Origin of the sequence: Pseudomonas lijiangensis, assembly GCF_018968705.1 — a bacterium.
GTDB classification, from domain to species: domain Bacteria; phylum Pseudomonadota; class Gammaproteobacteria; order Pseudomonadales; family Pseudomonadaceae; genus Aquipseudomonas; species Aquipseudomonas lijiangensis.
The window spans coordinates 587703-612321 of sequence record NZ_CP076668.1 but is presented as its reverse complement, the minus strand read 5'-3'; the positions used below and the strand labels follow the sequence as shown (position 1 = coordinate 612321).

Annotated in this window: 20 protein-coding genes and 1 riboswitch; of the genes, 7 read left to right on the top strand and 13 right to left on the bottom strand. The window is 59.8% G+C overall.

The genetic code is table 11. The annotated features are described in order from the left end of the window. Positions 1-43 precede the first annotated feature (43 nt). Both motB and motA read right to left on the bottom strand, forming a co-directional pair. Positions 44-1060, bottom strand: coding sequence for a flagellar motor protein MotB (gene motB / locus KQP88_RS02695; RefSeq protein WP_200995031.1), 1017 nt, complete (start codon positions 1058-1060; stop codon positions 44-46). 3 nt (positions 1061-1063) lie between these two features. Continuing rightward, positions 1064-1915 (bottom strand): flagellar motor stator protein MotA, encoded by an 852-nt coding sequence (gene motA / locus KQP88_RS02690; RefSeq protein WP_025258287.1) that lies wholly within the window; start codon positions 1913-1915, stop codon positions 1064-1066. Between the two features lie 200 nt (positions 1916-2115). Between motA and KQP88_RS02685 the strand changes: the two genes are divergently transcribed. The 4 genes from KQP88_RS02685 to KQP88_RS02675 all read left to right on the top strand — a co-directional run bounded on the left by KQP88_RS02685 (position 2116) and on the right by KQP88_RS02675 (position 7467). Further along, a complete protein-coding gene (locus KQP88_RS02685; protein ID WP_216704780.1) occupies positions 2116-3651 on the top strand; it encodes an HDOD domain-containing protein in 1536 nt (511 codons plus the stop codon). 44 nt (positions 3652-3695) lie between these two features. After that, entirely contained in the window at positions 3696-4511 is an 816-nt protein-coding gene (locus tag KQP88_RS25210) for a rhodanese-like domain-containing protein (RefSeq protein WP_221582478.1), read from the top strand. A 48-nt stretch (positions 4512-4559) separates the two neighbouring features. Continuing rightward, complete coding sequence (gene asd, locus KQP88_RS25205) at positions 4560-5423, top strand: archaetidylserine decarboxylase (protein WP_221528086.1); 864 nt, start codon at positions 4560-4562, stop codon at positions 5421-5423. A gap of 259 nt (positions 5424-5682) precedes the next feature. Next, the gene (locus tag KQP88_RS02675; RefSeq protein WP_200995035.1) at positions 5683-7467 is read left to right on the top strand and encodes a molecular chaperone; all 1785 of its coding nucleotides are present in this window, start codon (positions 5683-5685) and stop codon (positions 7465-7467) included. A gap of 48 nt (positions 7468-7515) precedes the next feature. Here KQP88_RS02675 and serB read toward each other — a convergent pair whose 3' ends face one another. Further along, entirely contained in the window at positions 7516-8730 is a 1215-nt protein-coding gene (serB, locus tag KQP88_RS02670) for a phosphoserine phosphatase SerB (RefSeq protein ID WP_216704779.1), read from the bottom strand. Between the two features lie 129 nt (positions 8731-8859). On the opposite strand from serB, the gene KQP88_RS02665 reads away from it, so the two are divergent. Further along, positions 8860-10398 (top strand): histidine kinase, encoded by a 1539-nt coding sequence (locus KQP88_RS02665; protein WP_216704778.1) that lies wholly within the window; start codon positions 8860-8862, stop codon positions 10396-10398. A 179-nt stretch (positions 10399-10577) separates the two neighbouring features. Here the strand turns inward: KQP88_RS02665 and KQP88_RS02660 are convergent, their stop codons facing one another. From KQP88_RS02660 to KQP88_RS02620, 9 genes are all read right to left on the bottom strand, one after another. Continuing rightward, entirely contained in the window at positions 10578-11273 is a 696-nt protein-coding gene (locus KQP88_RS02660; protein ID WP_216704777.1) for a PqiC family protein, read from the bottom strand. Between the two features lie 179 nt (positions 11274-11452). Continuing rightward, positions 11453-13708 (bottom strand): DNA topoisomerase IV subunit A, encoded by a 2256-nt coding sequence (gene parC, locus KQP88_RS02655; RefSeq protein ID WP_216704776.1) that lies wholly within the window; start codon positions 13706-13708, stop codon positions 11453-11455. Positions 13709-13718: 10 nt separating this feature from the next. Beyond that, on the bottom strand, positions 13719-14240 hold the full coding sequence (locus KQP88_RS02650; RefSeq protein ID WP_216704775.1) for a retropepsin-like aspartic protease family protein: 522 nt from the start codon (positions 14238-14240) through the stop codon (positions 13719-13721). After that, a complete protein-coding gene (locus KQP88_RS02645) occupies positions 14237-15217 on the bottom strand; it encodes an esterase-like activity of phytase family protein (protein WP_216704774.1) in 981 nt (326 codons plus the stop codon). Before KQP88_RS02645 ends, KQP88_RS02650 begins: the two co-directional genes overlap by 4 nt. Beyond that, positions 15214-17118, bottom strand: coding sequence for a DNA topoisomerase IV subunit B (gene parE, locus KQP88_RS02640; protein WP_200995042.1), 1905 nt, complete (start codon positions 17116-17118; stop codon positions 15214-15216). Before parE ends, KQP88_RS02645 begins: the two co-directional genes overlap by 4 nt. 16 nt (positions 17119-17134) lie before the next feature. Further along, entirely contained in the window at positions 17135-17770 is a 636-nt protein-coding gene (locus KQP88_RS02635) for a YqiA/YcfP family alpha/beta fold hydrolase (protein ID WP_216704773.1), read from the bottom strand. Between the two features lie 89 nt (positions 17771-17859). Next, complete coding sequence (gene cpdA, locus KQP88_RS02630; RefSeq protein WP_200995044.1) at positions 17860-18666, bottom strand: 3',5'-cyclic-AMP phosphodiesterase; 807 nt, start codon at positions 18664-18666, stop codon at positions 17860-17862. Between the two features lie 99 nt (positions 18667-18765). Next, on the bottom strand, positions 18766-19218 hold the full coding sequence (locus tag KQP88_RS02625) for a DUF1249 domain-containing protein (protein ID WP_025258273.1): 453 nt from the start codon (positions 19216-19218) through the stop codon (positions 18766-18768). Further along, positions 19209-19826 (bottom strand): NUDIX domain-containing protein, encoded by a 618-nt coding sequence (locus KQP88_RS02620; protein WP_025258272.1) that lies wholly within the window; start codon positions 19824-19826, stop codon positions 19209-19211. Before KQP88_RS02620 ends, KQP88_RS02625 begins: the two co-directional genes overlap by 10 nt. A gap of 208 nt (positions 19827-20034) precedes the next feature. Here KQP88_RS02620 and KQP88_RS02615 point away from each other — a divergent pair, with 208 nt between their 5' ends. Continuing rightward, on the top strand, positions 20035-20781 hold the full coding sequence (locus tag KQP88_RS02615; RefSeq protein WP_198724351.1) for an RsiV family protein: 747 nt from the start codon (positions 20035-20037) through the stop codon (positions 20779-20781). 63 nt (positions 20782-20844) lie between these two features. Here KQP88_RS02615 and thiC read toward each other — a convergent pair whose 3' ends face one another. Continuing rightward, a complete protein-coding gene (gene thiC, locus KQP88_RS02610; protein WP_216704772.1) occupies positions 20845-22734 on the bottom strand; it encodes a phosphomethylpyrimidine synthase ThiC in 1890 nt (629 codons plus the stop codon). Between the two features lie 141 nt (positions 22735-22875). Then, positions 22876-22980: riboswitch (TPP riboswitch) on the bottom strand. A gap of 157 nt (positions 22981-23137) precedes the next feature. On the opposite strand from thiC, the gene KQP88_RS02605 reads away from it, so the two are divergent. Further along, the gene (locus KQP88_RS02605) at positions 23138-24577 is read left to right on the top strand and encodes a TolC family outer membrane protein (RefSeq protein WP_095067237.1); all 1440 of its coding nucleotides are present in this window, start codon (positions 23138-23140) and stop codon (positions 24575-24577) included. Positions 24578-24619 lie beyond the last annotated feature (42 nt).

The following is a 24619-nucleotide window of genomic DNA, read 5'->3' as shown; positions in this document are numbered from 1 at the left end:
AACGCCGCGATGATCGCGGCGTTTTTGTATCGGTTGTCACCACTCAGTTTTTGGCCGGTTCAGCCCGCAACTGGCCTTCCTCGAAGATGTTCAGCTTTTGCCGAATCTCGTGAGGCTGGGCATAGGCCTGCGGATCAGGCGGCGTAGTGGTAGACGCTCCCGGAGCCGCTGGCGCTGCCGGGGCAGGCTGGGTCTGCGGCGCAGCACCGCCTCCCTGATCACCTTCGATACGCTGCTGGGCCTTTTTGGTCAGCACGACGATATCGATGCGACGGTTCACCGGATTGAACGGATGCTCACGGTCATACAGCGACGAAGAAGCATACCCGACCACCCGGGCGACCTGGGTGTCAGGATAACCGCCTGCCACCAGCGCACGACGTGCAGCGTTGGCGCGGTTTGCCGACAGCTCCCAGTTCCCGAACTCACCGCTGCCCACATAAGGCTTGGCGTCGGTGTGGCCGCTGATACTGGTCTTGTTCGGCACCGTGCGAATGGTGTCGGCCATGGCCAGCAGAATGTCCTCGAAGTAAGGCTTCAGACGGGCGCTGCCGGAGTCGAACATGGGCCGGTTATCAGCGTCCATGATCTGGATCCGCAAGCCATCCTGAGTGATCTCGAACAGGATCTGATCCTTGAACTTCAGCAGTTGCGGGTTCTCTTCAACCTTGTTCTGCAACTCTTGCAACAGCATCTCAAGACGCTCCTGCTCGACCTGCTCGGCCTTGGATTCAGAGGTATCCGACTCGATAGGCACGGTATCCGGGGACGGCGTGGTCTTGACCTCGGGGTTGAGGGTCTGGTTCGGCGACATCTCGGGCGAACCGCCCAGATCGATCACATAGGGCGAACCACTGTCTGTGAAGCCGACCGGGTCCTTGAAGTAACCAGCGACGGCGATCAACTGTTCGGGCGTGGCGGCAGACAGCAGCCACAGCACCAGGAAGAACGCCATCATCGCTGTCGCAAAGTCAGCGAAGGCAATCTTCCAGGCGCCACCGTGGTGTCCGCCACCAAAGCGCTTTACGCGCTTGACGATTATCGGCTGATTATTTTCCATGACTTAACGACCGCGAACCGCTTGTTCCAGCTCGCTGAAGCTGGGCCGATGCGCCGGATACAGAACCTTGCGACCGAACTCCACGGCCAGCGAAGGCGGCATGCCGGAAGCCGAAGCCACCAGGGAAGCCTTGATGCATTCGTAGACGTTCATCTCTTCCTTGGCATCGTGAGCCAGGGAAGTGGCCAGCGGGCCGAAGAAACCATAGGCCGCCAGAATACCGAAGAAGGTACCTACCAGAGCCGCACCTACGTGCATACCGATAGCGGCCTTGTCGCCGGAACCCAGGGAAGCCATGGTGATCACGATACCCAGTACCGCTGCCACGATACCGAAACCGGGCATACCGTCGGCGATACCGGTAACGGCGTGGGAAGGATGCTCAAGCTCTTCCTTCATGCTCAACAGTTCCATGTCGAACAGGCCTTCGAGTTCGTGGGGCGCCATGTTGCCCGACGACATGATCCGCAGGTAATCGCAGATGTAGGCCGTCATGCGTGCATCCTTGAGCACGCCAGGGTACTTGGCGAAGATCGGGCTGGAAGCCGGTTCCTCGATATCCCCTTCAATCGCCATCATGCCTTCGCGGCGGCTCTTGTTGAGGATCTCGTAGACCAGACCAAGCACTTCCAGGTAGTAGGCGTGAGTAAAACGCGTACCGAACATCTGCAAGGACTTCTTGAAGACGTGCATGGTCATATAGCCAGGGTTGGCCTGGAGGAATGCACCCAGGGCTGCACCACCGATAATCAGCACTTCATAAGGCTGAAACAGCGCTGCGACCTGTCCGTGGGATAGAACGTATCCGCCGAGCACGCTCGCGAAAACGACGATGATGCCGATAATTTTAGCCATAGGTAGAAAATACTTATCGAGTCGGGTTCAGGGGCAAGTGCGGAAACTCTTGTTCTACGTATCGGCCTCCTTGGTCCAGACTATAGTCAGTTCTTGTGAAAAACCAGTTCGCCACTAGAACAAAGGCTTGAAAACAGCTGTCCAGCCCTGAAGAATCGCAGCCTGCGCTGCATAAAAAAATCAGCTGTAAAGGCCTTCCAATGTCGACCGCAAGCTCTGTGAAGCACTCGATACCCAAGACACTCGATGCCTGGATCAAGCATCTGGACGCCGTTGACTTGCCTATCCCCTCGGTGAACCACAATCACGTTCGCGACGCGCTGAAAGACAGCCGCCGCTCGCTACGTGAAATCGCCGACATGATGCAGGAAAGCCCGGAGCTGGTATTGAGCGTGCTGCGTGAAGCCAACCATAAAAGCCATGGCATGGTGGAACCGGCTGAAAGTCTGGAAATTGCAATCAACCGACTGGGGCTGGCCCGCACCGAAATCCTGCTCGGTCGCCTGCCTGCCAAGGACCCCAAGGACATACCGGCCGCTTTCCGCCAGTTGATCCTTATCAGCCAGCATGCCACGCAACAGGCCAATGGGCTGTTCGCCAGTCGCCTCGCCCGTCTGTGGCAGGACATCCATCTGGGCAGCCTGTTGTTTCTGTCGCCGCTGTGGCCCATGGCGCTCGCGCACCCCAAGCTTCTGGAAGACTGGGAAGTGCGGGTCATTCACAAGGGCGAGTCCAGCAGTGTGGTCGAGAAAGAGCTGTTCGGCGTCAGCCTGCTGGAACTGTGTCTGACGCTGGCCGAGTTCTGGCGTCTGCCGGTCTGGGTCACCCGCGGCTACAAAGTGCTGATCAACGAGCGACGAGAGCTGGTCAAGGCCCTGCACATCGCCCGGGAGGATCAAGACCCGTTGCGCCAGCAGCAACTCATGGATGCCGACCCGAACCTGCGTCGCTGGCTGAATCAGCCGGCCAATACCGTGCTGCTGGGCAATGGTCTGGCGCTGTCGGCCCAACAGGCGTGGAACAGCCCGCATTGCCTGCGCTGGGAACGGCTCGCCAGCCTTTATCTGCAACAGCCACTGGCAGAAGTCCAGCAACAGGCTCACCAGAACGCCGCCAGCAGCGCTCGCATCCATGCCGAAACAGATTTGTGGCATCCGGCCGAATCCCTGATCTGGCCCTGGGATGCCCGACGCATCAGACGCGACAACGAGGTCGCGCCACCCCCCTCCGCCGACGCGCTGCAACAGTGGCGCAAGCAGTGCGCCGAATTGCTGGTCGAGCCCACGCCGTTCCTCAATTCCATGCACCTGACCACGACCGCTCGCGACGCTTTGGTGGCCTGCGGCATGGAGCGGGTCATGCTGCTGATGGCGGACAAGACGGCCAGCATATTGCGCGTGCATCTGGCCGGTGGACTGCCGCCAGAGGTTTCGGGGCTGCAATTCTCCATCAAGGAAAGCACGCTCCTGCAGCGCCTGCTGACCCAACCGACCCAACTGCGCATCACCCCCACCAACCACGCACAATTTGCGGCGCTGCTGCCTGCCGCCCTGAAAAGCATCTTCAAGGGCGAGCACTGGTTGATCCGCTCATTGGGCAACAACGGCAGGGTCCTGCTACTGGTGGTCGCGGATCAGGGTGGAGGTCCATTGTCGGAAATATCCGTTCAGGCATTCGGAAAAACCGCGCAATGTATTGAGCGATCACTGGCTATCTTTAGCCAACGCAAAGCCTGAGGCCTGGCGTACAATTCGCACTTCCCCTTTATCGGAGGCTGCAAATGTCCGTCTTCACTGGTTTGCCGTTGGGCATCGAGCCACAAGATCTGCTTGAGCGCCTTGACGCCCCGCAACTGATCCTCGTCGATCTGACCAGCAGCGCCCGTTACGAGGCTGGTCATATCCGCGGCGCCCGCTTCGTCGACCCAAAACGTACGCAACTGGGCCAGCCTCCCGCGCCAGGCCTGCTGCCGGCTCATGGGGATCTGGAATTCCTGTTCAGCGAACTCGGCCACAACCCGGACGCCGTCTATGTGGTCTATGACGACGAAGGCGGCGGCTGGGCCGGACGTTTCATCTGGCTGCTGGATGTCATCGGCCACACCGGCTATCACTATCTGGATGGCGGCGTGCTGGCATGGGAAGCGCAATCCTTGCCGCTGACCACCGATGTGCCGGCGGCTGCGACCGCTCCCGTGGCCCTCACCCTGCATGGCGAGCCCACCGCGACCCGCGAATATGTCCAGTCCCGTCTCGGCGCTGCCGATCTGGCGATCTGGGATGCCCGTGGCCCGACCGAGTATTCGGGGGAAAAAGTCCTGGCAGCCCGAGGCGGCCATATCCCTGGTGCAGTCAACTTCGAGTGGACTGCCGGCATGGATAAAGCCCGCAACCTGCGCATCCGCCAGGACATGCCCCAGATTCTGGAAAACCTGGGCATCACTCCCGACAAGGAAGTGATCACCCACTGCCAGACCCACCACCGCTCCGGCTTCACCTATCTGGTGGCCAAGGCTCTCGGCTATCCACGGGTCAAGGCTTACGCCGGGTCATGGGGCGAATGGGGCAATCACCCGGACACCCCGATCGAGAAGTGACATCAGTTCCAAACGAGTCGGCTCCTCCCTCAAGCTTTAGGAATATAAATGAAAGAGCGTCTGTTCATCCTTAGTCAGCACCTGCTGCCACACCATCTTCTGTCTCGTCTGGCGGGCTGCGTTGCCGAATGCCGCGTGCGCTGGTTCAAGAATGCCTTCACCGCCTGGTTCGCACGCCGCTATCAGGTGGACATGTCTCAGGCGCAGGTCGAAGACCTCACTGCCTATGAGCACTTCAACGACTTCTTCACCCGCGCCCTGAAACCGGACGCACGTCCGCTGGACACCACTCCCGGCGCCATCCTGTGCCCGGCCGACGGCGCCATCAGCCAGTTGGGCCCTATCGAGCACGGTCGTATTTTCCAGGCCAAGGGTCACAGCTTCAGCGCACTCGAACTGCTGGGCGGCGATCCAAAACTCTCGGCCCCGTTCATGGGCGGCCAGTTTGCGACTGTCTACCTGTCGCCAAAGGACTACCACCGCGTCCACATGCCTCTTGCCGGGACCTTGCGCGAAATGGTCTACGTGCCAGGCCGCCTCTTTTCGGTCAACCAGACCACCGCTGAAAACGTTCCCGAGCTGTTCGCCCGTAATGAGCGCGTCGTGTGCCTGTTCGATACGGAGCGCGGCCCGATGGCCGTGGTACTGGTCGGCGCCATGATCGTCGCCTCGGTGGAAACCGTCTGGGCCGGGCTGGTTACACCTCCCAAGCGCGAACTGAAGACCGTGAGCTATGACGAAGCCGCACGTGCGCCCATCCATCTGGAAAAAGGTGCAGAAATGGGTCGCTTCAAGCTGGGTTCCACCGCTATCGTGCTGTTTGGCCCGGATCAGGTGAAATGGGCAGAGGAGCTGACCGCTGGCTCCAAGGTACAAATGGGGCAAGCAATGGCAGCGCCTGTACAGGCCTGAAACATCTGTTGACTTGAAATGCACAGGTTCTCAGGAACCTGTGCTCAAGCCAGTGCTCCAAGGGAAGCAGACAGGTACTGGCATGAGGCCATAAAAGCTGCGAGAACGTGCCGATGCTGTTAAAGTTGCCTTATCGGTGTTGCAGGAAGCAGCGCACTTTAATTGACGCATGCACGATAAATTCACTGCAAAGATGCATGAAGTTCGTCAATCAAAGCCACCGTTCGGGCCTTTGAAGTAGCTGGAGTCTGCCTGTCACATGAGTAATTTGAGCTTACCTCTGTTGTTGCGTGCACCCACGCCAACACAGTCGAGCCTGTCATTCTGTGAACCCAATCCCCGCGACCTGAAACGCTGGATCTCCAGCCTGCCCAAAGCAAACATCGGCGAAATGGCCCGCCAGCTCTATCAAGGGCTGTCCGAACTCAACCTGCTGATGACCCCCGGCGAAAACCGTCTCCAACTGCTGGAGCTGCTGCGCCCGGAAGTCTATTTCGTCTGCAGCCATCTGGAGCGGCACTTCCTCAATCAGGCCATCGTGCTAGATGAGCGTCCGCGCAAGGTCGCCAATCTCTGCCAGGCGCTGCAAAACCACCTGGCAACCGGCTACAAACAGATCATCCAGAATGTGGCAGCACGCTACAGCAAGGAACAGGGCGCTCTGCTCACCACCGCCTTGCAACGCGCCATGCATGCACTCAACGGCCCCCTGATCCGCGCCAGCCAATTGTATTGCCCGGTGCAGGACGGTCTCTGGCTTGAGCTGCACAACATCTATCAGATTGCCCGCCAGTATCAGTTGCACAGCACGCCGGTGAACGAGCCGCTGGGCACCCATACTCGCACCCTGAGCGTCGAGCAGACCTACGCCATCGCGCTGCTGATGGGCTGTTCACGCAGCAATCAGATGCGCCAGCTGAATATCGGCAAGATGGCCGAAGCTCTGGAAGCCTGGAGCGCGCTGGTCACGCTGCAATCGCCAGCCAATGAAAACAGCCTGTTTGCTCTGGACCCCACGTCCGACAAACCGCCGCTTTATCGCACGCTGTTTACCGATGAGCAGTTGCCCAAGCTGCTGGGGATCAATTCCCTGGCGCTGGCCGATGCCCTCAATAAATACCTGGAACTGCCCGCCGATCAGCGCTCGCAGTCCAGATTACTGGTCCCGTCTCGTATCACCACCGACCTGCTGCAACATCTGGCAGCCGCCTGGGGCGATGTGGCCGAGCGAACCTTTCAGCGCACCGCAGGCCAGGGCACGCTCAAACTGTGCATCGGCATGAGCGCCCTGCACTATTACGTCGGCGGGCAAAAGTCCTTCACCGAGCAATTGCTGCTGCCGGCCGTGAGCAGCGTGGCGGACTTCAGCCTCAAGCTGGTCAACGACAATAACGACGACCCATGGTCCAACGCCTTCGATACCCATCGCGGCAATACCTCGTCGGTCTTGCTGCCTTTCGAGGAAATCGAATACCAGTCAGTAGATGGCGACAACGAGTCGGCGTCCAACGCCCAGAACATCTTTGCGACCTTCGAACTGAATATCGTCAACCACAGCCCCGGCGGCTATTGCCTGGCGTGGCCCAAAGAGGTCCCGCCACAATTACAGGCCGGTGAACTGGTGGGTATTCAGGATGACGCCGGTCAGGGCTGGAGCATCGCCATCGTGCGCTGGGTCAGGCAAGTGCGCAGCGGCGGCACGCAGATGGGCATCGAACTGATCGCCCCGTTTGCGCAGCCCTGTGGCATGCAATTGATCCGTGAAGGGCAGAACAGCCAGTACCTGCGCACCCTGATGCTTCCGGAAGTCCGCGCCATGGGCAAGCCACCGACCGTGCTCGCCCCGCGCCTGCCCTTTCAGGAAAACAGCCAGGTCATGATCAACGTCAATGGCGAAGAACGCCGGGCAGCGCTGAGCAACCGGCACATCAGCAGCGCCAGCTATAACCAGTTCGAGTACAAGATCTACGATGCGCCCAAGGCCACGGAAAGTGAAAAGCCGAAGCCGGGGCAGGAATTCGATTCGTTGTGGAGTTCGCTGTAGCTGCCGCAGGCCTTCAGAGGATTGCGACAGCTACACACATCGGGCGTGTCAGCCGCGACCCTCGCGGTCCCGAAAGCCCAGCAGGTACAGAACCCCGTCCAGACCCAGTGTCGAAATCGCCTGTTTTGCAGACTGCTTCACCAGTGGCTTGGCGCGGAACGCGACCCCAAGGCCGGCAATCGCCAGCATCGGCAAGTCATTGGCACCGTCACCCACCGCGATAGTCTGCTCCAGACTCAAACCTTCCTTGTTCGCCAGCTCGCGCAGCAGATCGGCCTTGCGTTGCGCATCGACAATCGGCTCGACCGCCACACCGGTCACTTTGCCATCGACCACTTCCAGTTCGTTGGCAAACACATAGTCGATGCCCAGCTTCGCCTGCAACTGCTTGGCAAAGTAAGTGAAGCCACCCGAAAGAATGGCGGTCTTGTAGCCCAGGCGCTTGAGTTCGGCAAACAGGGTTTCAGCGCCTTCGGTCAGGCGCAGGGAAGCACCTATTTCATCCAGCACGCTCACATCCAGCCCTTTGAGCAGCGACAGACGCTCCTTGAAGCTGGCGCGGAAATCCAGTTCGCCACGCATGGCGCGCTCGGTGATTTCCGAAACCTGCTCACCGACTCCAGCAGCCTTGGCCAGCTCATCGATGACTTCGGCCTCGATCAGGGTCGAGTCCATGTCGAACACGGCCAGGCGACGGTTGCGGCGGAACAGCGAGTCCTGCTGGAACGCGATATCGACGTTCAGCTCCTGGGCCACGCTGAGGAATTCGGCCTGCATGGCCTTCGGGTCAGCAGGCTCGCCGCGCACGGAGAACTCGATGCAGCCCTTGCCCTTGTCGGCTGGCGTGTCGAGAGGCATGCGCCCGGACAGACGATCGATATGGTCGATATTCAGGCCGTATTTTGCGGTGATGGAACTGACACACTGCAATTGCTCGGCCGTAACCTTGCGGGTCAGCAGGGTCACGATATGCCGTGCCTTGCCTTGCCCGTCGACCCATTGCTGGTAATCCGCTTCGGACACCGCAGTGAAACGCACCTGCTGATCGAGCTTGTAGGCTGTGAACAGGATGTCCTTGAGGACGGAAGAGCCCTGTTCGGTATCCGGAATTTCGACCAGGATGCCGAACGACAAGGTGTCGTGAATCACCGCCTGACCAATATCGAGGATGTTCACGCCACCCTGGGCAAGAACGCCGGTGATGGCCGCAGTGAGACCCGGACGGTCGACACCAGTGATGTTAATCAGGACGATTTCGCGCAAGGCACACCCCAGCAGTGGAAAAAAACCGCATTCTAACCACTTTCTGTGACCGTCGGGCACAGCCAGCGCTTTGCCGCTACTGGGACGGTCGTTATACTGCGCGCAACTTCACCGAAAGAGCCGTGCTCTGTGAACCGGCCCACGCCCGTTAAAACCGATAATTTCTTCCTGCTGATCTTTCGTGCATTGCGCCACCGCCGTGTACCGATAGCTTTGCGTATTGCCAGCCATAACGTGATCCTGGTCGCCTTGGCGTTGGTGATTTACGCTGGCGTGATGGGCCTGCAATTCAAGCAGGCCATGCACGAACAGGCTGACGCACTGGGGCAGGCCCTGACCACACAGACTGCAACCTCGGCCACCGAGCTGCTGGTGTCAAACGACATCCTCAGCCTCAACGTGCTGCTGGGCAATCTGGTCAAGAACCCGCTGGTGGCCCACGCGGCTATCTATAGCGTCGACAACCGCATCCTTGCGGAGGCCGGGCAACGTCCGAAAAACAGCCTGCTGGGTGAAGCCCAGGGTCTTTATGAAATAAAGATCACTTTCCAGGATGTCATGGCCGGACACCTGCGCATCAGCCTGGACATGACGCAGTTCCAGCAGCCCATGACCATCAGCCTGCAAAGCATGGGCATTCTGGCGGGCATCCTGCTGGCGCTGGCGCTGACCTTGAGCCTGCGCCTGGGCCGCCATATCTCCACGCCACTGCTGCAACTGCGGATCTGGCTGCGTGATATCGACCCGTACACACCGGCCACCGACCGCCAGGACGAAATCGGCGATCTGGCGCGGCAACTGCGCTCCTCCTTCGCCCCACCGGTTCCCGAGCCTGAAACACCACCGGAACCCGAGTACAGCGAAGACGACGATGCGTACCTGGAGCCTGAAGACGAGAAGCCCGCGCCTTCGTTTTCGGCACGGGACACCCGCTTCGATGAAACGCCCAAGCCTCGCGTGATCGCGCCTCCCGCGCAACGTCGCTTCGTGGCCGAGGAAGATGAAGAGGACGAGGAAGATCCGTTTGCCGATCTTCGCGACAGCTCCAACACTCCGGCCATTCGCCCTGCTGCTCTGTCCACTCCAGGCGAGCCACAGCACAGCGCCGTACTGGCCGTGCAACTGGGCGCTCAGGACCAACTGCGCCGCCTGCCACGCGCTCGCCTGACCGACCTGCTGCAACGCTATCGCGACTGCCTCGATCAAGCGGCTTCGTTGTATGACAGCGAACTGCACACCCTGAATGACGGCAGCACACTGATGCTGTTCCACAGCCAGGAAAGCGGTGAGGACTACCTGACCAATGCCATCTGCTGCGGCGAACTGCTGCGCGCATTGAGCCATGCCTTGCAGATCGAAGTCGCCGACAGCGGTATCACCCTGCAATTGCAGTTGGGCCTGACGCTGGGTGAAGGCCTGTCCGGCCTGAGCCAGATCGATCTGCTGCTGACCGAAACCGCTCAGGACGCACTGGCGCTGTCACAGCACAGCCGCAACCTGCTGCTGGTGGAGCGCAAGATCAACGACGACACCCTGATCCGCCAACGCGCTCGCATCCGCCCGATCGCAAGCCCGGAAGGTGCGTGCTGCGTCGAGCGCCTGATGGAGCCTTACCCGTCCATGCTGGAACGCCAGCTGGCGCGGATGCATGAGACGCACAAGGCCTGATCACCCCCGCCCCGTGGGAGCGGATTTATCCGCGAAAGCGTTATCACATCCGACAGATAAACGTCGTTTGAAATACCGTTTTCGCGAATGAGCGGAGCGCCGCCCGATTCGCTCCCACGAGCAATCAACCGACCAATAAAAAAGCCCGCATCGCTGCGGGCTTTTTTGTGGGCCATTCCTTAGAAGCGGAACACTTCAAGGTCTGTGCGTATCGGTGAAGCCATCGGGATCTTCGGTTTATCGGGCTCTTTGGCCTTCGCAACCGGCGCCTTCTTCGGCTCGTCAACAACCTGCCAGGCAATTGGCTTGACCGCCATGCTGACCTGCTCGGCCAGTCGTTGCAGCAGAAGACCCTGCGCTCGGACCTGATCGGCAGAGCCACCGCTGTGGACCTCTTCCAGGTGAACCAGGCGGCTGTCACGAACATTGCCCTTGCGGTCCAGCAAACGCCACTGCGCATCGAGCACGGCAGGTTGCTTGGCCCCCGAATCCAGGCGGGTGATGGACAACACGACCTGAACATCAGGCTTGAAGTTCGCAACCGCAGGCGCCAGTACGACTCGCTGACTGTCCAGCTTCCAGGCCAGTTGACGCAGCAGGAGCTGGTCGATGTCCGCGGAAAGATTGCCGGCCCAGCGGCCATCGGATGAAGCCGTCAGCGTACCGTCAGGCTGACGTTGCAGCAGGGTTTCACGTTGCAGATAGTCGGCAACTGAAACCGGACCCAGCAAAACGGCAAGCCCGGCGCTCTGTTTCGGCTGGCCCGGGTCACCACTATCGAGCTGATAAAGCGCTGTCGGCTGATGCATGCTGCAACCAGCCAGACCTAAAACGCCCGTCATCAACAAGACAAAGGGAAGGCGTAGAAAATTCATCGTCCCATCCAGGTGGCCACCACGGGCGGCCACAGTGTAGATACTTATAGGCTCGTACGGGCACTAAGCCAGCCGAGACCCCAAGACACCATATCATCCGTGAATATTCGCCATGACTCCAGCGATTATGCGTCGATCTTCATGGCAAAATGAAGACCGCTGGCTCTACATGAATATTCCTAGCTGTTTTCCACCAACAAGGTATCCACACGCTGGAAGCCTCTTGGCAGTTTGTTCCCTCGTCGTCCACGTTCTCCTTTGTAATGTTCCAGGTCATCGGCCTTGAGCGACAGTGTGCGCTTGCCAGCCTGAAGCACCAGCGTAGCGCCTTGCGGGATTACCGCCAGGTCTGTCACGTATTCTTCCCGGCTTGCCACACGCTCGCCCGGAATACCAATGATCTTGTTGCCCTTGCCTTTACCCAGTTGCGGCAGGTCGCTGATCTTGAAAACCAGCAACCGGCCTTCAGTGGTCACGGCTGCAAGCCAGTTCTGCTCCCGATCGGCCACAGGCCGCGGCAGAATGACTTTTGCGCCTGTCGGCAGGCTCAGAAGTGCCTTGCCAGCCTTGTTCTTGGCCTGCAAGTCCTCACCTTTTACCACAAAACCGTAACCGGCATCGGAAGCAATGACATACAGCGCGTCATCATCAGGCAGCAGCACGCACTCGAAGCTTGCGCCCGGCGGTGGTTGCAGCTTGCCGGTCAACGGCTCGCCCTGGCCCCGTGCATTCGGCAACGTATGCGCCGCAACCGAGTAGCTGCGCCCGGTCGAATCGATAAAGACCGCAAACTGGTTGGAGCGCCCAGTGGCTGACGTCTTGAAACCATCGCCCGCTTTATAGGAAAGCCCCGTGGCGTCGACATCATGGCCCTTGGCGCAACGCACCCAGCCTTTTTCGGACAGCACAACCGTCACCGGCTCGGTCGGCATCAGTTCGTTTTCGGACAGTGCCTTGGCTTCGGCACGCGCCACGATCGGCGACCGGCGGTCATCACCATAGGTTTCGGCATCGGCAATCAGCTCGGCACGCACCAGCTTGCGCAGCTTGGATTCACTGCCCAGCAGGGCTTGAAGCTTGGCCTGCTCCTTGAGCAAGGCATCCTGCTCGCTGCGCAGCTTCATCTCTTCCAGGCGCGCCAACTGACGCAGACGAGTGTCGAGGATGTAGTCAGCCTGGATTTCCGTCAGGCCAAAGCGTGCGATCAGCTCGGCACGCGGGTGTTCGGCGGTGCGGATGATGTGGATCACTTCATCCAGGTTCAGATAGGCAGTCAGCAAACCGTCCAACAGGTGCAGGCGGTGCTCGACTTTATCGAGGCGGTATTGCAGGCGGCGACGAACGGTAGCGATACGGAATACCAGCCACTCGTTGAGCAGTGCCTTCAGGTTCTTGAGCTGCGGCTTGCCGTCCAGGCCGATGATATTGACGTTCACCCGGTAGCTGGATTCCAGCTCGGTAGTAGCGAACAGATGCTGCATCAGCTCGTCGACTTCAACCCGGTTGGAGCGCGGAATAATGACGATACGGCAAGGGTTTTCGTGGTCGGACTCGTCACGCAGGTCGGCCACCATCGGCAGCTTCTTGGCCTGCATCTGGGCCGCTATCTGCTCCAGAACCTTGGCACCGGACACCTGATGCGGCAGCGCGGTGACCACGATATCGCCATCTTCGACGCGATAAACGGCACGCATGCGCACCGAACCGCGACCGGTTTCGTAGATTTTCAGCAGGTCGGCCTGAGGCGTGATGATTTCCGCTTCAGTCGGGTAATCCGGGCCTTTGACGTGAACGCAGAGGTCTTCGATGCTGGCCTTGGGGTCATCGAGCAGATGCACACAGGCGCTGGCCACTTCCCGCAGGTTGTGCGGCGGCACATCGGTGGCCATGCCCACGGCGATGCCGGTGGTGCCATTGAGCAGGATATTCGGCAAACGTGCCGGCAAGACGGCAGGTTCATCCAGGGTTCCGTCAAAGTTCGGCACCCAGTCCGCCGTGCCCTGGCCCAGTTCGCTGAGCAGCACATCGGAATAACGCGACAGCCTGGCTTCGGTGTAGCGCATGGCCGCGAACGACTTGGGATCGTCCGGCGCACCCCAGTTGCCTTGTCCGTCCACCAGCGTGTAGCGATAGCTGAACGGCTGGGCCATGAGCACCATGGCTTCGTAACAGGCCGAGTCGCCGTGCGGGTGGAACTTGCCGAGCACGTCGCCCACGGTACGCGCAGACTTCTTGTGCTTGGCATCGGCACCCAGGCCCAGCTCGCTCATGGCGTAGACAATGCGTCGCTGTACAGGCTTGAGGCCATCGCCGATATGCGGCAAGGCACGGTCCATGATTACGTACATGGAGTAGTTGAGGTAGGCCTGTTCGGTGAAGTCAGCCAGTGATCGGCGTTCTACGCCATCCAGGCTGAGGTCAAGGGAGTCGCTCATGCGGGCCTCATCATTTTGTCGTCTGACGCAGCAGCAAGGTGCCGCCGCGCTGGGTAAATTCGAGTTGTTTCATTGCGCTCATGCCAAGCAATATCTGCTCGCCTTCAAGGCCGGGCGCCACAATGGCGCGCACGTTGCGCAGGGTGATGTCACCCACCTGCAGGCTGTCGAGCACGGCCCGATAGCCGCGGCTTTCGCCATTGGCGGTACTCACCGTAACCGGTACGCCTCGCGACAGGCGCAGCGTGTCAGCCACTTCAGCCGGTATCGCCACATCGGTTGCCCCGGTATCGACCATGAATTCGACCACCTGGCCATTGATCCTGCCGGTGCTGACGAAGTGCCCGCGGCGATCAGCCAGCAATTGCACTTCGATATAACCCTCGCCGTGTTGCGAAACGACCTGGGTGTTGGGGTTCTGCTGCCGCTCTTCCCAGTCGCCGAAAAAGCGCGTGGCCAGAAACAGTCCTGCGCCCCAGGCCAGGAACATCAGGATCCTGCCCGCACGCCTGCCGGGAAGCGCCTGGTTCATTGCCCGGCACTCCAGCCACCGGCGGGAGCCGCAAAGCGCCAGACAATCGGGCGTTTCTCACCATCGGCACGGACACCGAAATTGTTGTCGATACCGATCCAGGCTCCGGTTTCATCGACCACCAGCGCTTCGGTCAGGCCATAGGGCTGATCGTAGATACGCTCAGGCAGCAGGGCCTCTTTGGCGAACGACCAGCAATGTTCGACCTCACCTGTTTCCAGAGTCCGGCGACAGACCTGATAGACCGAACGCTCCAGAGTGAACAGCTTGCCGTTGAACAGTGAAATATCCGAGAAATCCTTTGTGGATAACTTGTCGCCCTTCAACTGCGGTGGCGGAGCGGCCTGCCCCGGATCGACAAGCAGCACGCAACTCTTCTTGCAGTTCCACTTGCCCTTTTCACGCTGGACCACCAGCAGCCCGCGGCTCTCACGCTCGGCCGCCAGCCAGACCTTGTCGCCTGCCGCATTGACAGCGATGCCTTCAAAGATCGCGTTGAAATGCTGCAGCATGCCTCTTGAACGAGCCTGTTCTATCAGTGCCGCAGGCAGATCGAGCCATACGGGATCGCCGGTGACCGGTACTTTCAGAACAGTGCCGTGAGCTTCGCTGACCAGATACCGATTACCCTGAGCATCACAGCTTACGCCCTCGAAATCCATACTGCCGCCACGTATCACGGACGACAGGCTGGCCAGCGAGCGCAGGTTCAGAGGCAGGTAGCTGACCGGCTCAGGCACAGTCATGGCGTGAGGCTCGGCCACCCAGGTCTTGTTCGTGGTATCGAGGCTGTAAAGCAGGTTGTCGTCACGATCCGATACCGTCCACAACCGGCCGTTGCACATCGCCAGACCTGACAGATTGCCGCCGACCATACCGTCTACCGGATGCTCGGACACCAGTGTCAGCTCTTCAACAGGCGCAGCAAGGGCCGGTGCGACGACCAGCATCAAGGCGGCAAGCCAGCTTCTTGTCAAACCAGAACCTCGGCAAGGTTGCCCTTGGATTCAAGCCAGGACTTGCGGTCACCCGCGCGTTTCTTGGCCAGCAGCATATCCATGATTTCCGAAGTCGCGGCAAAGTCATCCAGCGTGAGTTGCACCAGACGCCGGGTATTCGGGTCCATGGTGGTTTCACGCAGTTGCGGCGGGTTCATCTCACCCAGCCCCTTGAATCGGGTGACCTGTGGCTTGCCGCGCTTCTTCTCGGCCACCAGACGATCCAGAATGCCGTCGCGCTCGCTTTCATCCAGGGCATAGAAGATTTCCTTGCCCAGGTCGATGCGGTACAGCGGCGGCATGGCGACATACACGTGGCCCGCATCCACCAGAGGACGGAAATGCTGGACGAACAGCGCGCACAGCAGGGTTGCGATGTGCAGACCGTCCGAGTCGGCGTCGGCGAGGATGCAGATCTTGCCGTAACGCAACTGACTGATATCGGCAGCGCCCGGATCGACACCAATGGCGACCGCAATATTGTGGACTTCCTGGCTGGCAAGCACTTCGCCGCCATCGACTTCCCAGGTATTGAGGATCTTGCCGCGCAACGGCAGGATGGCCTGGAACTCCTTGTCCCGCGCCTGCTTGGCCGAACCACCTGCGGAATCACCTTCCACCAGGAACAGCTCGGAGCGCGCCGGATCCTGGCCGGCACAGTCGGCCAGCTTGCCGGGCAGTGCAGGCCCCTGGGTAATGCGCTTGCGCTCGACTTTCTTGCTGGCCTTGAGACGACGACCGGCGTTGTTGATCGCCAGATCCGCCAGTTGCAGGCCCAGCTCGGAGTGAGTGTTCAGCCACAGGCTGAAAGCATCTTTTACAACGCCCGACACGAATGCGGCCGCTTCACGGGACGACAGACGCTCTTTGGTCTGGCCGGAGAACTGCGGTTCCTGCATTTTCATCGAGAGGACGAAAGCAATTCGCTCCCAGACGTCTTCCGGTGCCAGCTTCACGCCACGCGGCAGCAGGTTGCGGAATTCGCAGAACTCGCGCATCGCATCCAGCAAGCCCTGGCGCAGGCCGTTGACATGAGTACCGCCCTGAGCGGTCGGGATCAGGTTGACGTAGCTTTCCTGAACGCTGTCGCCGCCCTCGGGCAGCCAGAGCAGCGCCCAGTCCACGGCTTCCTTGTTACCGGCGAAGCTGCCACAGAACGGTTCGTCCGGCAGGCGCAGGAATTCGGTGACCGAATCCTGAAGGTAGGAGCGCAGGCCGTCTTCGTAATGCCACTCGACCTTTTCGCCGGTGGATTTGTCCTCGAAGCTGACCAGCAGCCCTGGACAGAGTACGGCCTTGGCCTTGAGCACGTGCTTGAGGCGGCTGACGGAAAACTTGGGGCTGTCGAAATACTTGGGGTCCGGCGCGAAATACACGCTGGTGCCGGTATTGCGCTTGCCAACCGTGCCGACAACGGCCAGTTCCGAGGCCTTGAAGCCGTCGGCAAAGGTCATTTCGTATTCGTTGCCATCGCGCTTGACCCGGACCCGGACCTGGGTCGAGAGCGCGTTGACCACGGAAATCCCCACTCCGTGCAGGCCGCCGGAGAACTGATAGTTCTTGTTGGAGAACTTGCCACCGGCGTGCAGCTTGGTGAGGATCAGTTCGACACCGGACACACCCTCTTCCGGGTGAATGTCCACCGGCATGCCGCGACCGTCGTCGGACACTTCCAGAGAGTTGTCGGCGTGCAGGATCACCTGGACCGATCTGGCATGCCCGGCCAGCGCTTCGTCGACACTGTTGTCGATCACTTCCTGGGCAAGGTGATTCGGCCGAGCGGTATCGGTGTACATGCCCGGACGTTTGCGAACCGGGTCGAGGCCCGAGAGGACTTCGATGGCGTCTGCGTTATAAGAGCTAGCGCTGGGATTGGCCATGGGTTCTCATCATCAATTATTCATGGGTACGAGGGCGCGAATCGGGTAGATCGATTGCCCGCAACAGATCAGGCGCAAATCCGGCAAAACTCAGCAAGGCCGGCATCTGCTCGGCAAAGCCTTGATAACTGTGGTCGCCACCAGGCTGGATACGCAGTGCGCAGGCCCGGTAGAACGATTCGGCGCGGCGGTAATCCAGGGTTTCATCACCGGTCTGCAGCCATACCTGGATGCGGTCCGGGTCCTGTGGAGCCGGTACTTCAAGCTCCGCCAGGGCCGTTATGTGGTCCTGGGTCAATTCCCAGCGCTCACCGGTATACAGGTTCTGCTGGGTACCGAGGTAGCCGTCGAACAACTGGTGCGGATTCACCGCCGGGTTGATCAGGACCGCCTTGAGGCCGTGCCGATGCGCCAAATGAGTCGCATAGTAGCCGCCGAGCGAGCTGCCGACCAGCAAAGGCCGCCCAAGCGCCTGTATCGCGGCCTCAAGCTGAACCATGGCCTGGCGCGGATGGTGATGAAGTTCGGGGACGCGCAATTGCTCGCCTATACCCAACGAGTTCATCAGGGCGATCAGCCGACAGGCCTTGTTCGACAGGGCAGAACTGTTCAGACCGTGAATGTACAGCAATGATGGTGTGTCACTGATCAAGCCGTCTCTCCCGAAGCCCGGAACAAAGCCGCGTAGTTTACAGGGATAAATGGCTCAAGACCTCAAGGGAATTCATAGCCCGACAAGGATCAATAGCCGGTGCCGCCATAATCGACTTCAAACTGCATACCGACCACGCGGGAAACGCCCGTTTCGAGCTGTCCATCATCGTGCAGGCGCAGCCAGCGATACCCCGGCGCGGCGGTGTCGAGCGTGAAGTCCACACTGCCCGGCGCGAACTGGATACAGGTGGAAGGCGAAGCCAATAGCCTCACGCCATTACGCTGTTGATCGAACGCTTGATGAACATGCCCCCACAGAACGGCACGCACCTGGGGAAAGCGATCCAGCACCGCGAACAGCGCGTCGGCATTGCGCAAGCCGATGGGCGCCATCCATTCGCAGCCGATAGACACCGGATGGTGATGCAGGCAAACCAGATGATGACGATCAGGAGCCTCGCTCAGGGCTTGCTCCAGCAATTGCAGTTGCTGCTCCTGCAGGAAACCGGGCACCGAGCCGGGAACCGCCGAATCCAGCAGCGTCACTCGCCACTGGCCGACATCCATCACTGGCTGCTGCAAGTCACTGTCTTGGGAGGCATGGGCCATTTGCGGCAATTCGTCGTGATTGCCGGGGAACCAGCGCACAGGTGCAGCGATCCTCCCGCTGAGCTGACGAAAGGCCTGATAGGACTGCACGCTGCCATCCTGGGAAATATCACCACTGGCAATCACCAGATCGATGCCCGACTGCTCGGCCAGCACCAGATCGACGACCTTTTCCAGGCTGTCACGGGTCTTCATGCCCAGCAGCGTGCCATCCGCCTCGGCGAACAGGTGACTGTCGGATAGTTGCACCACTAAAACTGACGATGATCGGGATGCGCTCGGCAAGGCCGTCTCCTTGAGCGAATTCAGCGCGATTATGAGATGCAGGAGGAGGCAGGTAAATCGGGAAAGTGTGCGTGGATCACATTTGAGTGAGCGGCAGGGTCAGCGTACCGCTTCAAACTCGTGACCGCATGCCAGACAGTGGCTCAGCCATTCGCCCAGGAACAGATTGAGCTGGGCCTTTTCGTCAGGCTGGTGCATGTCGGCATTGGGATACGGATAAATCCCCCGAAAGCGTCGGGCATGCTCGGCGCCGATCACTTCGGCCATCCGCGCATCGTGATAGACCTGAACCTCGAGGCGCGGCACCGGCAGCCAGGCCAGGCTGTGCTCCTGGCGAACCTGCAGGGTTGTGGTGTACGGGCAGTCGAGAAGCACTTCGACCGCCAGCACGCCGAGCATCTGGTCGCCCTGGGTGACCGCCACCCGGCGCGAGCTTTTCTGGGTACGCATATCGGGAAGCAGACGCATCAAGCGCGCGTAGTTGGCCTCGCACGCCGCCTGTAGCCCGGCAAGATCGACACGGTAGCGCTCGCGCAAAAGATTCACGACCATAGCCCCCTTATTTCCGTACGGTTCAACGCCAGCCATTGCAAGGCAATGATGGTTGCCGCATTCATGATTCGCCCGTCAGCCACCGCCTGGATCGCATCATCGAACGACCAGACCGACACACGGATATCCTCGTTCTCGGACTCCAGCCCGTGCAGACCGCCCGCCCCCTGACTGTCGCACTGCCCCATGAACAGATGAACGAATTCGTCACTGCCACCCGGCGAAGGAAAGTACTTGGTTATCGGCCATAACGCGCTGAAAACAAGTCCAGCTTCCTCTTCTGCTTCGCGATGAGCAACCTCTTCCGGCTGTTCGTCCTTGTCGATCAATCCGGCCACCAGTTCGATCAGCCAGGGGTTGCCGCTTTTCTCCATCGCGCCTACCCGAAACTGTTCGATCAGCACCACTTCATCGCGCTTGGCGTCATAAGGCAGAACACAGACGGCATCATGACGAACGAACAGTTCGCGGCTCATTTCATTGCTCATGCCACCGGCAAACAGCTCGTGGCGCAGGTACAGCTTGTCGAGCTTGTAGAACCCCTTGAAGCAGCTTTCGCGCCGGGTGATCTCAAAAGCCGTTGGCGTTGATCGGGTGTTCTGGGGCATAGGTTTCTCGCTTGCGGTGATCTGTGACTTCAGACCATCCTAACGCGCATCGACTCCAGGATGCAGCCCCCTTGAAGATGCAGGGTAGACGGCCATGGCATAAAACACTTCTAATCCGCCAAGTGGCGAACCGAAGACATTGTTTGCAGTCCAAGCAGCCTGCACACGAACAATGCAACCGCCTCCATTGATATCGCCAAGGACCAACATGTCGTTATTGAGGATCACTTCACTGGCTTGTCTGGGCCTGATGCTGGGCGCCTGCCAGAGCATTTTCACACCCGGCATGCGTACTCCGCTGCAAGTCCAGCGCGATGCTTCCGAGCTGATCAAGCCGGGCTGCACCACCACCGATTGCCCGCTGGTCAATATCGATACCGTGCATTTCCCCGACGAGCCAAGGCTGGACGCCATTGTCCAGAAGACCTTGCTGCAACTGACCCGCACGGATTCCGGCGCGCCGGTGCCTGCGTCGATCAAGGACTATCAGGAACAATTCCTGAGCAGCGCTTCGGGTCGCAACAGCAGCTATCTGCAAGCCAAGGTACGCGAACAGCATGACGGTATCGTGGTAGTCGAGCTGTCGAGTTATCTGGATACCGGTGGCGCCCACGGCAACCCCGGCAGAGCGTTCATCAACTATTCGCGCCAGCAACAGAAAGTCCTGACACTGGCGGACATGGTGATCCCGGGCAAAGAAAACGAATTCTGGGCAAAAGCCGAACTGGCCCATCAGGGCTGGCTGGTTTCGACCAAGATGAATCAGGACAGTGAGTTCGTGAAGACCTGGCCGTTCAAGCGAACGCCCAACATTGCCCTGACCTATGGTTCAGTGATTCTGAAGTATCCAGTCACCACCATTGCGCCCTACTCCATGGGCCATATCGAGCTGAAGATTCCTTATCCACAGCTCAATGGTGTGATCCGTCCGGAGCTGTTCCCCGGTCGCGGCTAAACCTAAAACCAGTGGGAGCGAATTTATTCGCGAATGAATTCGCTCCCACTGCTGAACCAGAGGTCAGACTTTCTTGTAGAGCTGACTGCCTTCCTGCTTGAAACGCTCCGCCTGCTCGCGCATCCCTTCTTCAACCGACAGGTCAACCGCCTCGATTTTCTGGTTGGCGGCGTACTCGCGTACTTCCTGAGTGATCTTCATCGAACAGAACTTCGGCCCGCACATGGAGCAGAAGTGCGCCACCTTGGCCGAATCCTTGGGCAGGGTTTCGTCGTGGTACGAGCGGGCAGTGTCCGGGTCCAGGCCGAGGTTGAACTGGTCTTCCCAGCGGAACTCGAAACGCGCCTTGCTCAAGGCATTGTCACGAATCTGTGCGCCGGGATGCCCCTTGGCCAGATCCGCAGCATGGGCGGCGATCTTGTAGGTGATGATCCCGGTCTTCACGTCATCCTTGTTCGGCAGCCCCAGGTGTTCCTTGGGTGTGACGTAGCACAGCATGGCGCAACCGAACCAGCCGATCATGGCCGCACCGATACCCGAGGTGATGTGGTCATAACCGGGCGCGATATCCGTGGTCAGCGGGCCGAGGGTGTAGAACGGCGCCTCGTCGCAGCATTCGAGCTGCTTGTCCATGTTCTCCTTGATCAGTTGCATCGGCACATGACCGGGGCCTTCGATCATGGTCTGGACATCGTGTTTCCAGGCAATTTTGGTCAGTTCACCCAGGGTTTCCAGCTCACCGAACTGGGCTTCGTCGTTCGCGTCGGCAATCGAGCCGGGACGCAGGCCATCACCCAGCGAGAAGCTGACATCATAGGCCTTCATGATTTCGCAGATTTCCTCGAAGTGCGTATAGAGGAAGTTTTCCTTGTGATGCGCCAGACACCACTTGGCCATGATCGAACCACCACGGCTCACGATTCCGGTGACGCGCTTGGCAGTCAATGGCACGTAGCGCAGCAATACACCGGCATGGATAGTGAAGTAATCGACGCCCTGCTCGGCCTGCTCGATCAGGGTGTCGCGGAACAACTCCCAGGTCAGGTCTTCGGCCACGCCGTTGACCTTTTCCAGCGCCTGATAGATCGGCACGGTGCCGATCGGAACCGGCGAGTTGCGGATGATCCACTCACGGGTTTCATGGATGTGCTTGCCGGTGGACAGGTCCATGACCGTGTCCGAACCCCAGCGGATACCCCAGGTCAGCTTGGCGACTTCTTCCTCGATGGAAGAACCCAGCGCACTGTTGCCGATGTTGCCGTTGATCTTCACCAGGAAGTTACGGCCGATGATCATCGGCTCCAGCTCGACGTGATTGATGTTGGCCGGAATGATTGCGCGGCCACGGGCGATTTCTTCGCGCACGAACTCGGCGGTGATTTCCTTCGGAATGCTGGCCCCGAAACTGTGACCGGCGTGCTGCTGCTTCAGCAGGCCCGCGGCGCGAGCTTCCTGCAGTTTCATGTTTTCGCGGATGGCGACGTATTCCATCTCGGCAGTGATGATGCCCTGACGGGCATAGTGCATCTGGCTGACATTGGCACCGGCCTTGGCACGACGCGGGTTGCGCACGTGGGCGAAGCGCAGGGCGGTAAGCTCAGGATCGTCCAGGCGCTGCTGGCCGAAGTGCGAACTCAGACCGGCCAGACGCTCGGTGTCGTTGCGCGAGTCGATCCAGGCCGAACGCACGTCGGCCAGGCCCTGACGCACATCGATGACCACATTGGGGTCGGTGTAGGGACCGGAAGTGTCGTAGACCGTTACCGGCGCATTGATTTCGCCACCGAAGTCCGTGGGGGTCACATCAAGGGTGATCTCGCGCATCGGCACACGGATATCGGGGCGCGAACCCTGGACATAGACTTTCTGCGAGCGGGTAAAAGGTTGTACCGATCCAGAATCGACCTGGGCGGACTCACTCAAGTGCGGGGCGTTTTTTGCTTTTGTACTCATCACGGCTCTCCAGACAGTTTGTTGTCGGAGTAACCTGATAAAACGGACGGACGCACCCTTACAGGTGCTGAGTATCGGCAGGCGCGCGCTGTTCATTTTTTGAACAATCGACCCCGGACGACACTCAAGAGGACTCGCCGGGAGACGAGAAATCTTGTTCCCTACGCAGGCGCTAACCTGATCAGGTTCAACGGGATCCGGTTTAACCGATCTCAGCCTCACAGCAAGGCACCCCGACAAGAACGTCGCAAGTCTATGATGGTCGGCCCCGCAAATGCCAGCCTATTTATGCTGCCATCGATAAATGGCCAATAGCTGATTGTTGCGCTCAACAACTGGCTCTACACTCGCTAACCCGGTTTTGCATCAAACCGGCATCATTACCATGAACAGGGAATGCCTCATGTTGCGCAAACTTTCGTTGGTCATTGCCGTGTCGTGTGCCGGCAGCGTACAGGCCCTGGCCGCGGATGCGCCTCTTCCGACCAAGACCGGACTGGTCAACGTCTATCAACAGGCCGTGGACAACAATGCCGATCTTGCGGCTGCCCGCGCCGATTACGATGCCCGCAAGGAAGTCGTCCCCCAGGCTCGCGCCGGCTTGCTGCCCAATCTTTCGGCAAGCGCACAGGCCAACAACACCCGCACCAGCATCGATCAGCCCAGCGCCATTGCGACCCGAAGCGGCACGGTCTATCAGGCGACCCTGAGCCAGCCGATCTTCCGCGCCGATCGCTGGTTCCAGTTGCAGGCCGCCGAAGCCGTCAACGAGCAAGCGGCACTGGAACTCTCGGCCACCGAGCAGAACCTGATCCTGGAGTCGGCCCAAAGTTACTTCGCGGTATTGCGCGCTCAGGACAACCTGGCTTCGACCAAGGCCGAAGAAGCCGCTTTCAAGCGGCAGCTGGATCAGGCCAACGAGCGGTTCGATGTCGGCCTTTCCGACAAGACCGATGTGCTGCAGGCCCAGGCCAGCTACGACACCGCACGGGCCAACCGGATCATTGCCAAACGTCAGGTGGATGACGCCTTCCAGGCGCTGGTGACCCTGACCAATCGCGAATACAACTCCATCGAAGGCATCGTCCACACCTTGCCGGTGCTGGCGCCGATCCCCAACGACGCCAAGGCCTGGGTCGATACTGCCGCGCAACAGAATCTCAACCTGCTGGCCAGCAACTATGCCGTCAGCGCAGCCGAAGAAACCCTGCGCCAGCGCAAGGCTGGCCATGCGCCGACTCTTGATGCGGTCGCCACTTACCAGCGCGGCGACAATGACGCACTGGGCTTCAGCAACCCGAACTACACGGGCCGCAACTATGGCGGTGATGTGGAGCAACGCAGCATCGGCGTGCAGTTGAATATTCCGATCTACAGCGGCGGCCTGACCAGCTCACAGGTTCGCGAAGCCTACTCGCGCCTGACCCAGAGCGAGCAGCGCCGGGAAAGCCTGCGCCGTCAGGTGGTGGAAAACACCCGCAACCTGCACCGTGCCGTGAACACCGATGTGGAACAGGTGCAGGCTCGCAAGCAGTCGATCATCTCCAACCAGAGTGCTCTTGAAGCCACGGAAATCGGCTATCAGGTCGGCACCCGCAATATCGTCGACGTACTCGATGCCCAGCGTCAGCTCTATGCCTCGGTGCGTAACTACAACAACACGCGCTATGACTACATCATCGATAACCTGCGCCTGAAACAGGCCGCCGGGACCCTGAGCCCTGGTGACCTGCAGGACCTGTCCCGCTACCTGAAATCCGACTACAACCCGGACAAGGACTTCCTGCCACCGGACCTGGCCGCAGCAGCGCAGAAGAATTTCGAGAAGCCGGCACAGCGGTAAATCCTTTTCGCGAATAAATTCGCTCCCACACCCTGTGGGAGC

What these genes read in the sequence shown, in the direction of transcription:
- thiC (WP_216704772.1), bottom strand. Translation starts at nt 22,734, where the DNA reads ATGAGTACAAAAGCAAAAAACGCCCCGCACTTGAGTGAGTCCGCCCAG.
- KQP88_RS02615 (WP_198724351.1), top strand. Translation starts at nt 20,035, where the DNA reads ATGTCGTTATTGAGGATCACTTCACTGGCTTGTCTGGGCCTGATGCTG.
- KQP88_RS02620 (WP_025258272.1), bottom strand. Translation starts at nt 19,826, where the DNA reads ATGCCCCAGAACACCCGATCAACGCCAACGGCTTTTGAGATCACCCGG.
- KQP88_RS02675 (WP_200995035.1), top strand. Translation starts at nt 5,683, where the DNA reads ATGAGTAATTTGAGCTTACCTCTGTTGTTGCGTGCACCCACGCCAACA.
- parC (WP_216704776.1), bottom strand. Translation starts at nt 13,708, where the DNA reads ATGAGCGACTCCCTTGACCTCAGCCTGGATGGCGTAGAACGCCGATCA.
- KQP88_RS02650 (WP_216704775.1), bottom strand. Translation starts at nt 14,240, where the DNA reads ATGAACCAGGCGCTTCCCGGCAGGCGTGCGGGCAGGATCCTGATGTTC.
- parE (WP_200995042.1), bottom strand. Translation starts at nt 17,118, where the DNA reads ATGGCCAATCCCAGCGCTAGCTCTTATAACGCAGACGCCATCGAAGTC.
- KQP88_RS25210 (WP_221582478.1), top strand. Translation starts at nt 3,696, where the DNA reads ATGTCCGTCTTCACTGGTTTGCCGTTGGGCATCGAGCCACAAGATCTG.
- KQP88_RS02625 (WP_025258273.1), bottom strand. Translation starts at nt 19,218, where the DNA reads ATGGTCGTGAATCTTTTGCGCGAGCGCTACCGTGTCGATCTTGCCGGG.
- motB (WP_200995031.1), bottom strand. Translation starts at nt 1,060, where the DNA reads ATGGAAAATAATCAGCCGATAATCGTCAAGCGCGTAAAGCGCTTTGGT.
- KQP88_RS02685 (WP_216704780.1), top strand. Translation starts at nt 2,116, where the DNA reads ATGTCGACCGCAAGCTCTGTGAAGCACTCGATACCCAAGACACTCGAT.
- motA (WP_025258287.1), bottom strand. Translation starts at nt 1,915, where the DNA reads ATGGCTAAAATTATCGGCATCATCGTCGTTTTCGCGAGCGTGCTCGGC.
- KQP88_RS02605 (WP_095067237.1), top strand. Translation starts at nt 23,138, where the DNA reads ATGTTGCGCAAACTTTCGTTGGTCATTGCCGTGTCGTGTGCCGGCAGC.
- KQP88_RS02660 (WP_216704777.1), bottom strand. Translation starts at nt 11,273, where the DNA reads ATGAATTTTCTACGCCTTCCCTTTGTCTTGTTGATGACGGGCGTTTTA.
- asd (WP_221528086.1), top strand. Translation starts at nt 4,560, where the DNA reads ATGAAAGAGCGTCTGTTCATCCTTAGTCAGCACCTGCTGCCACACCAT.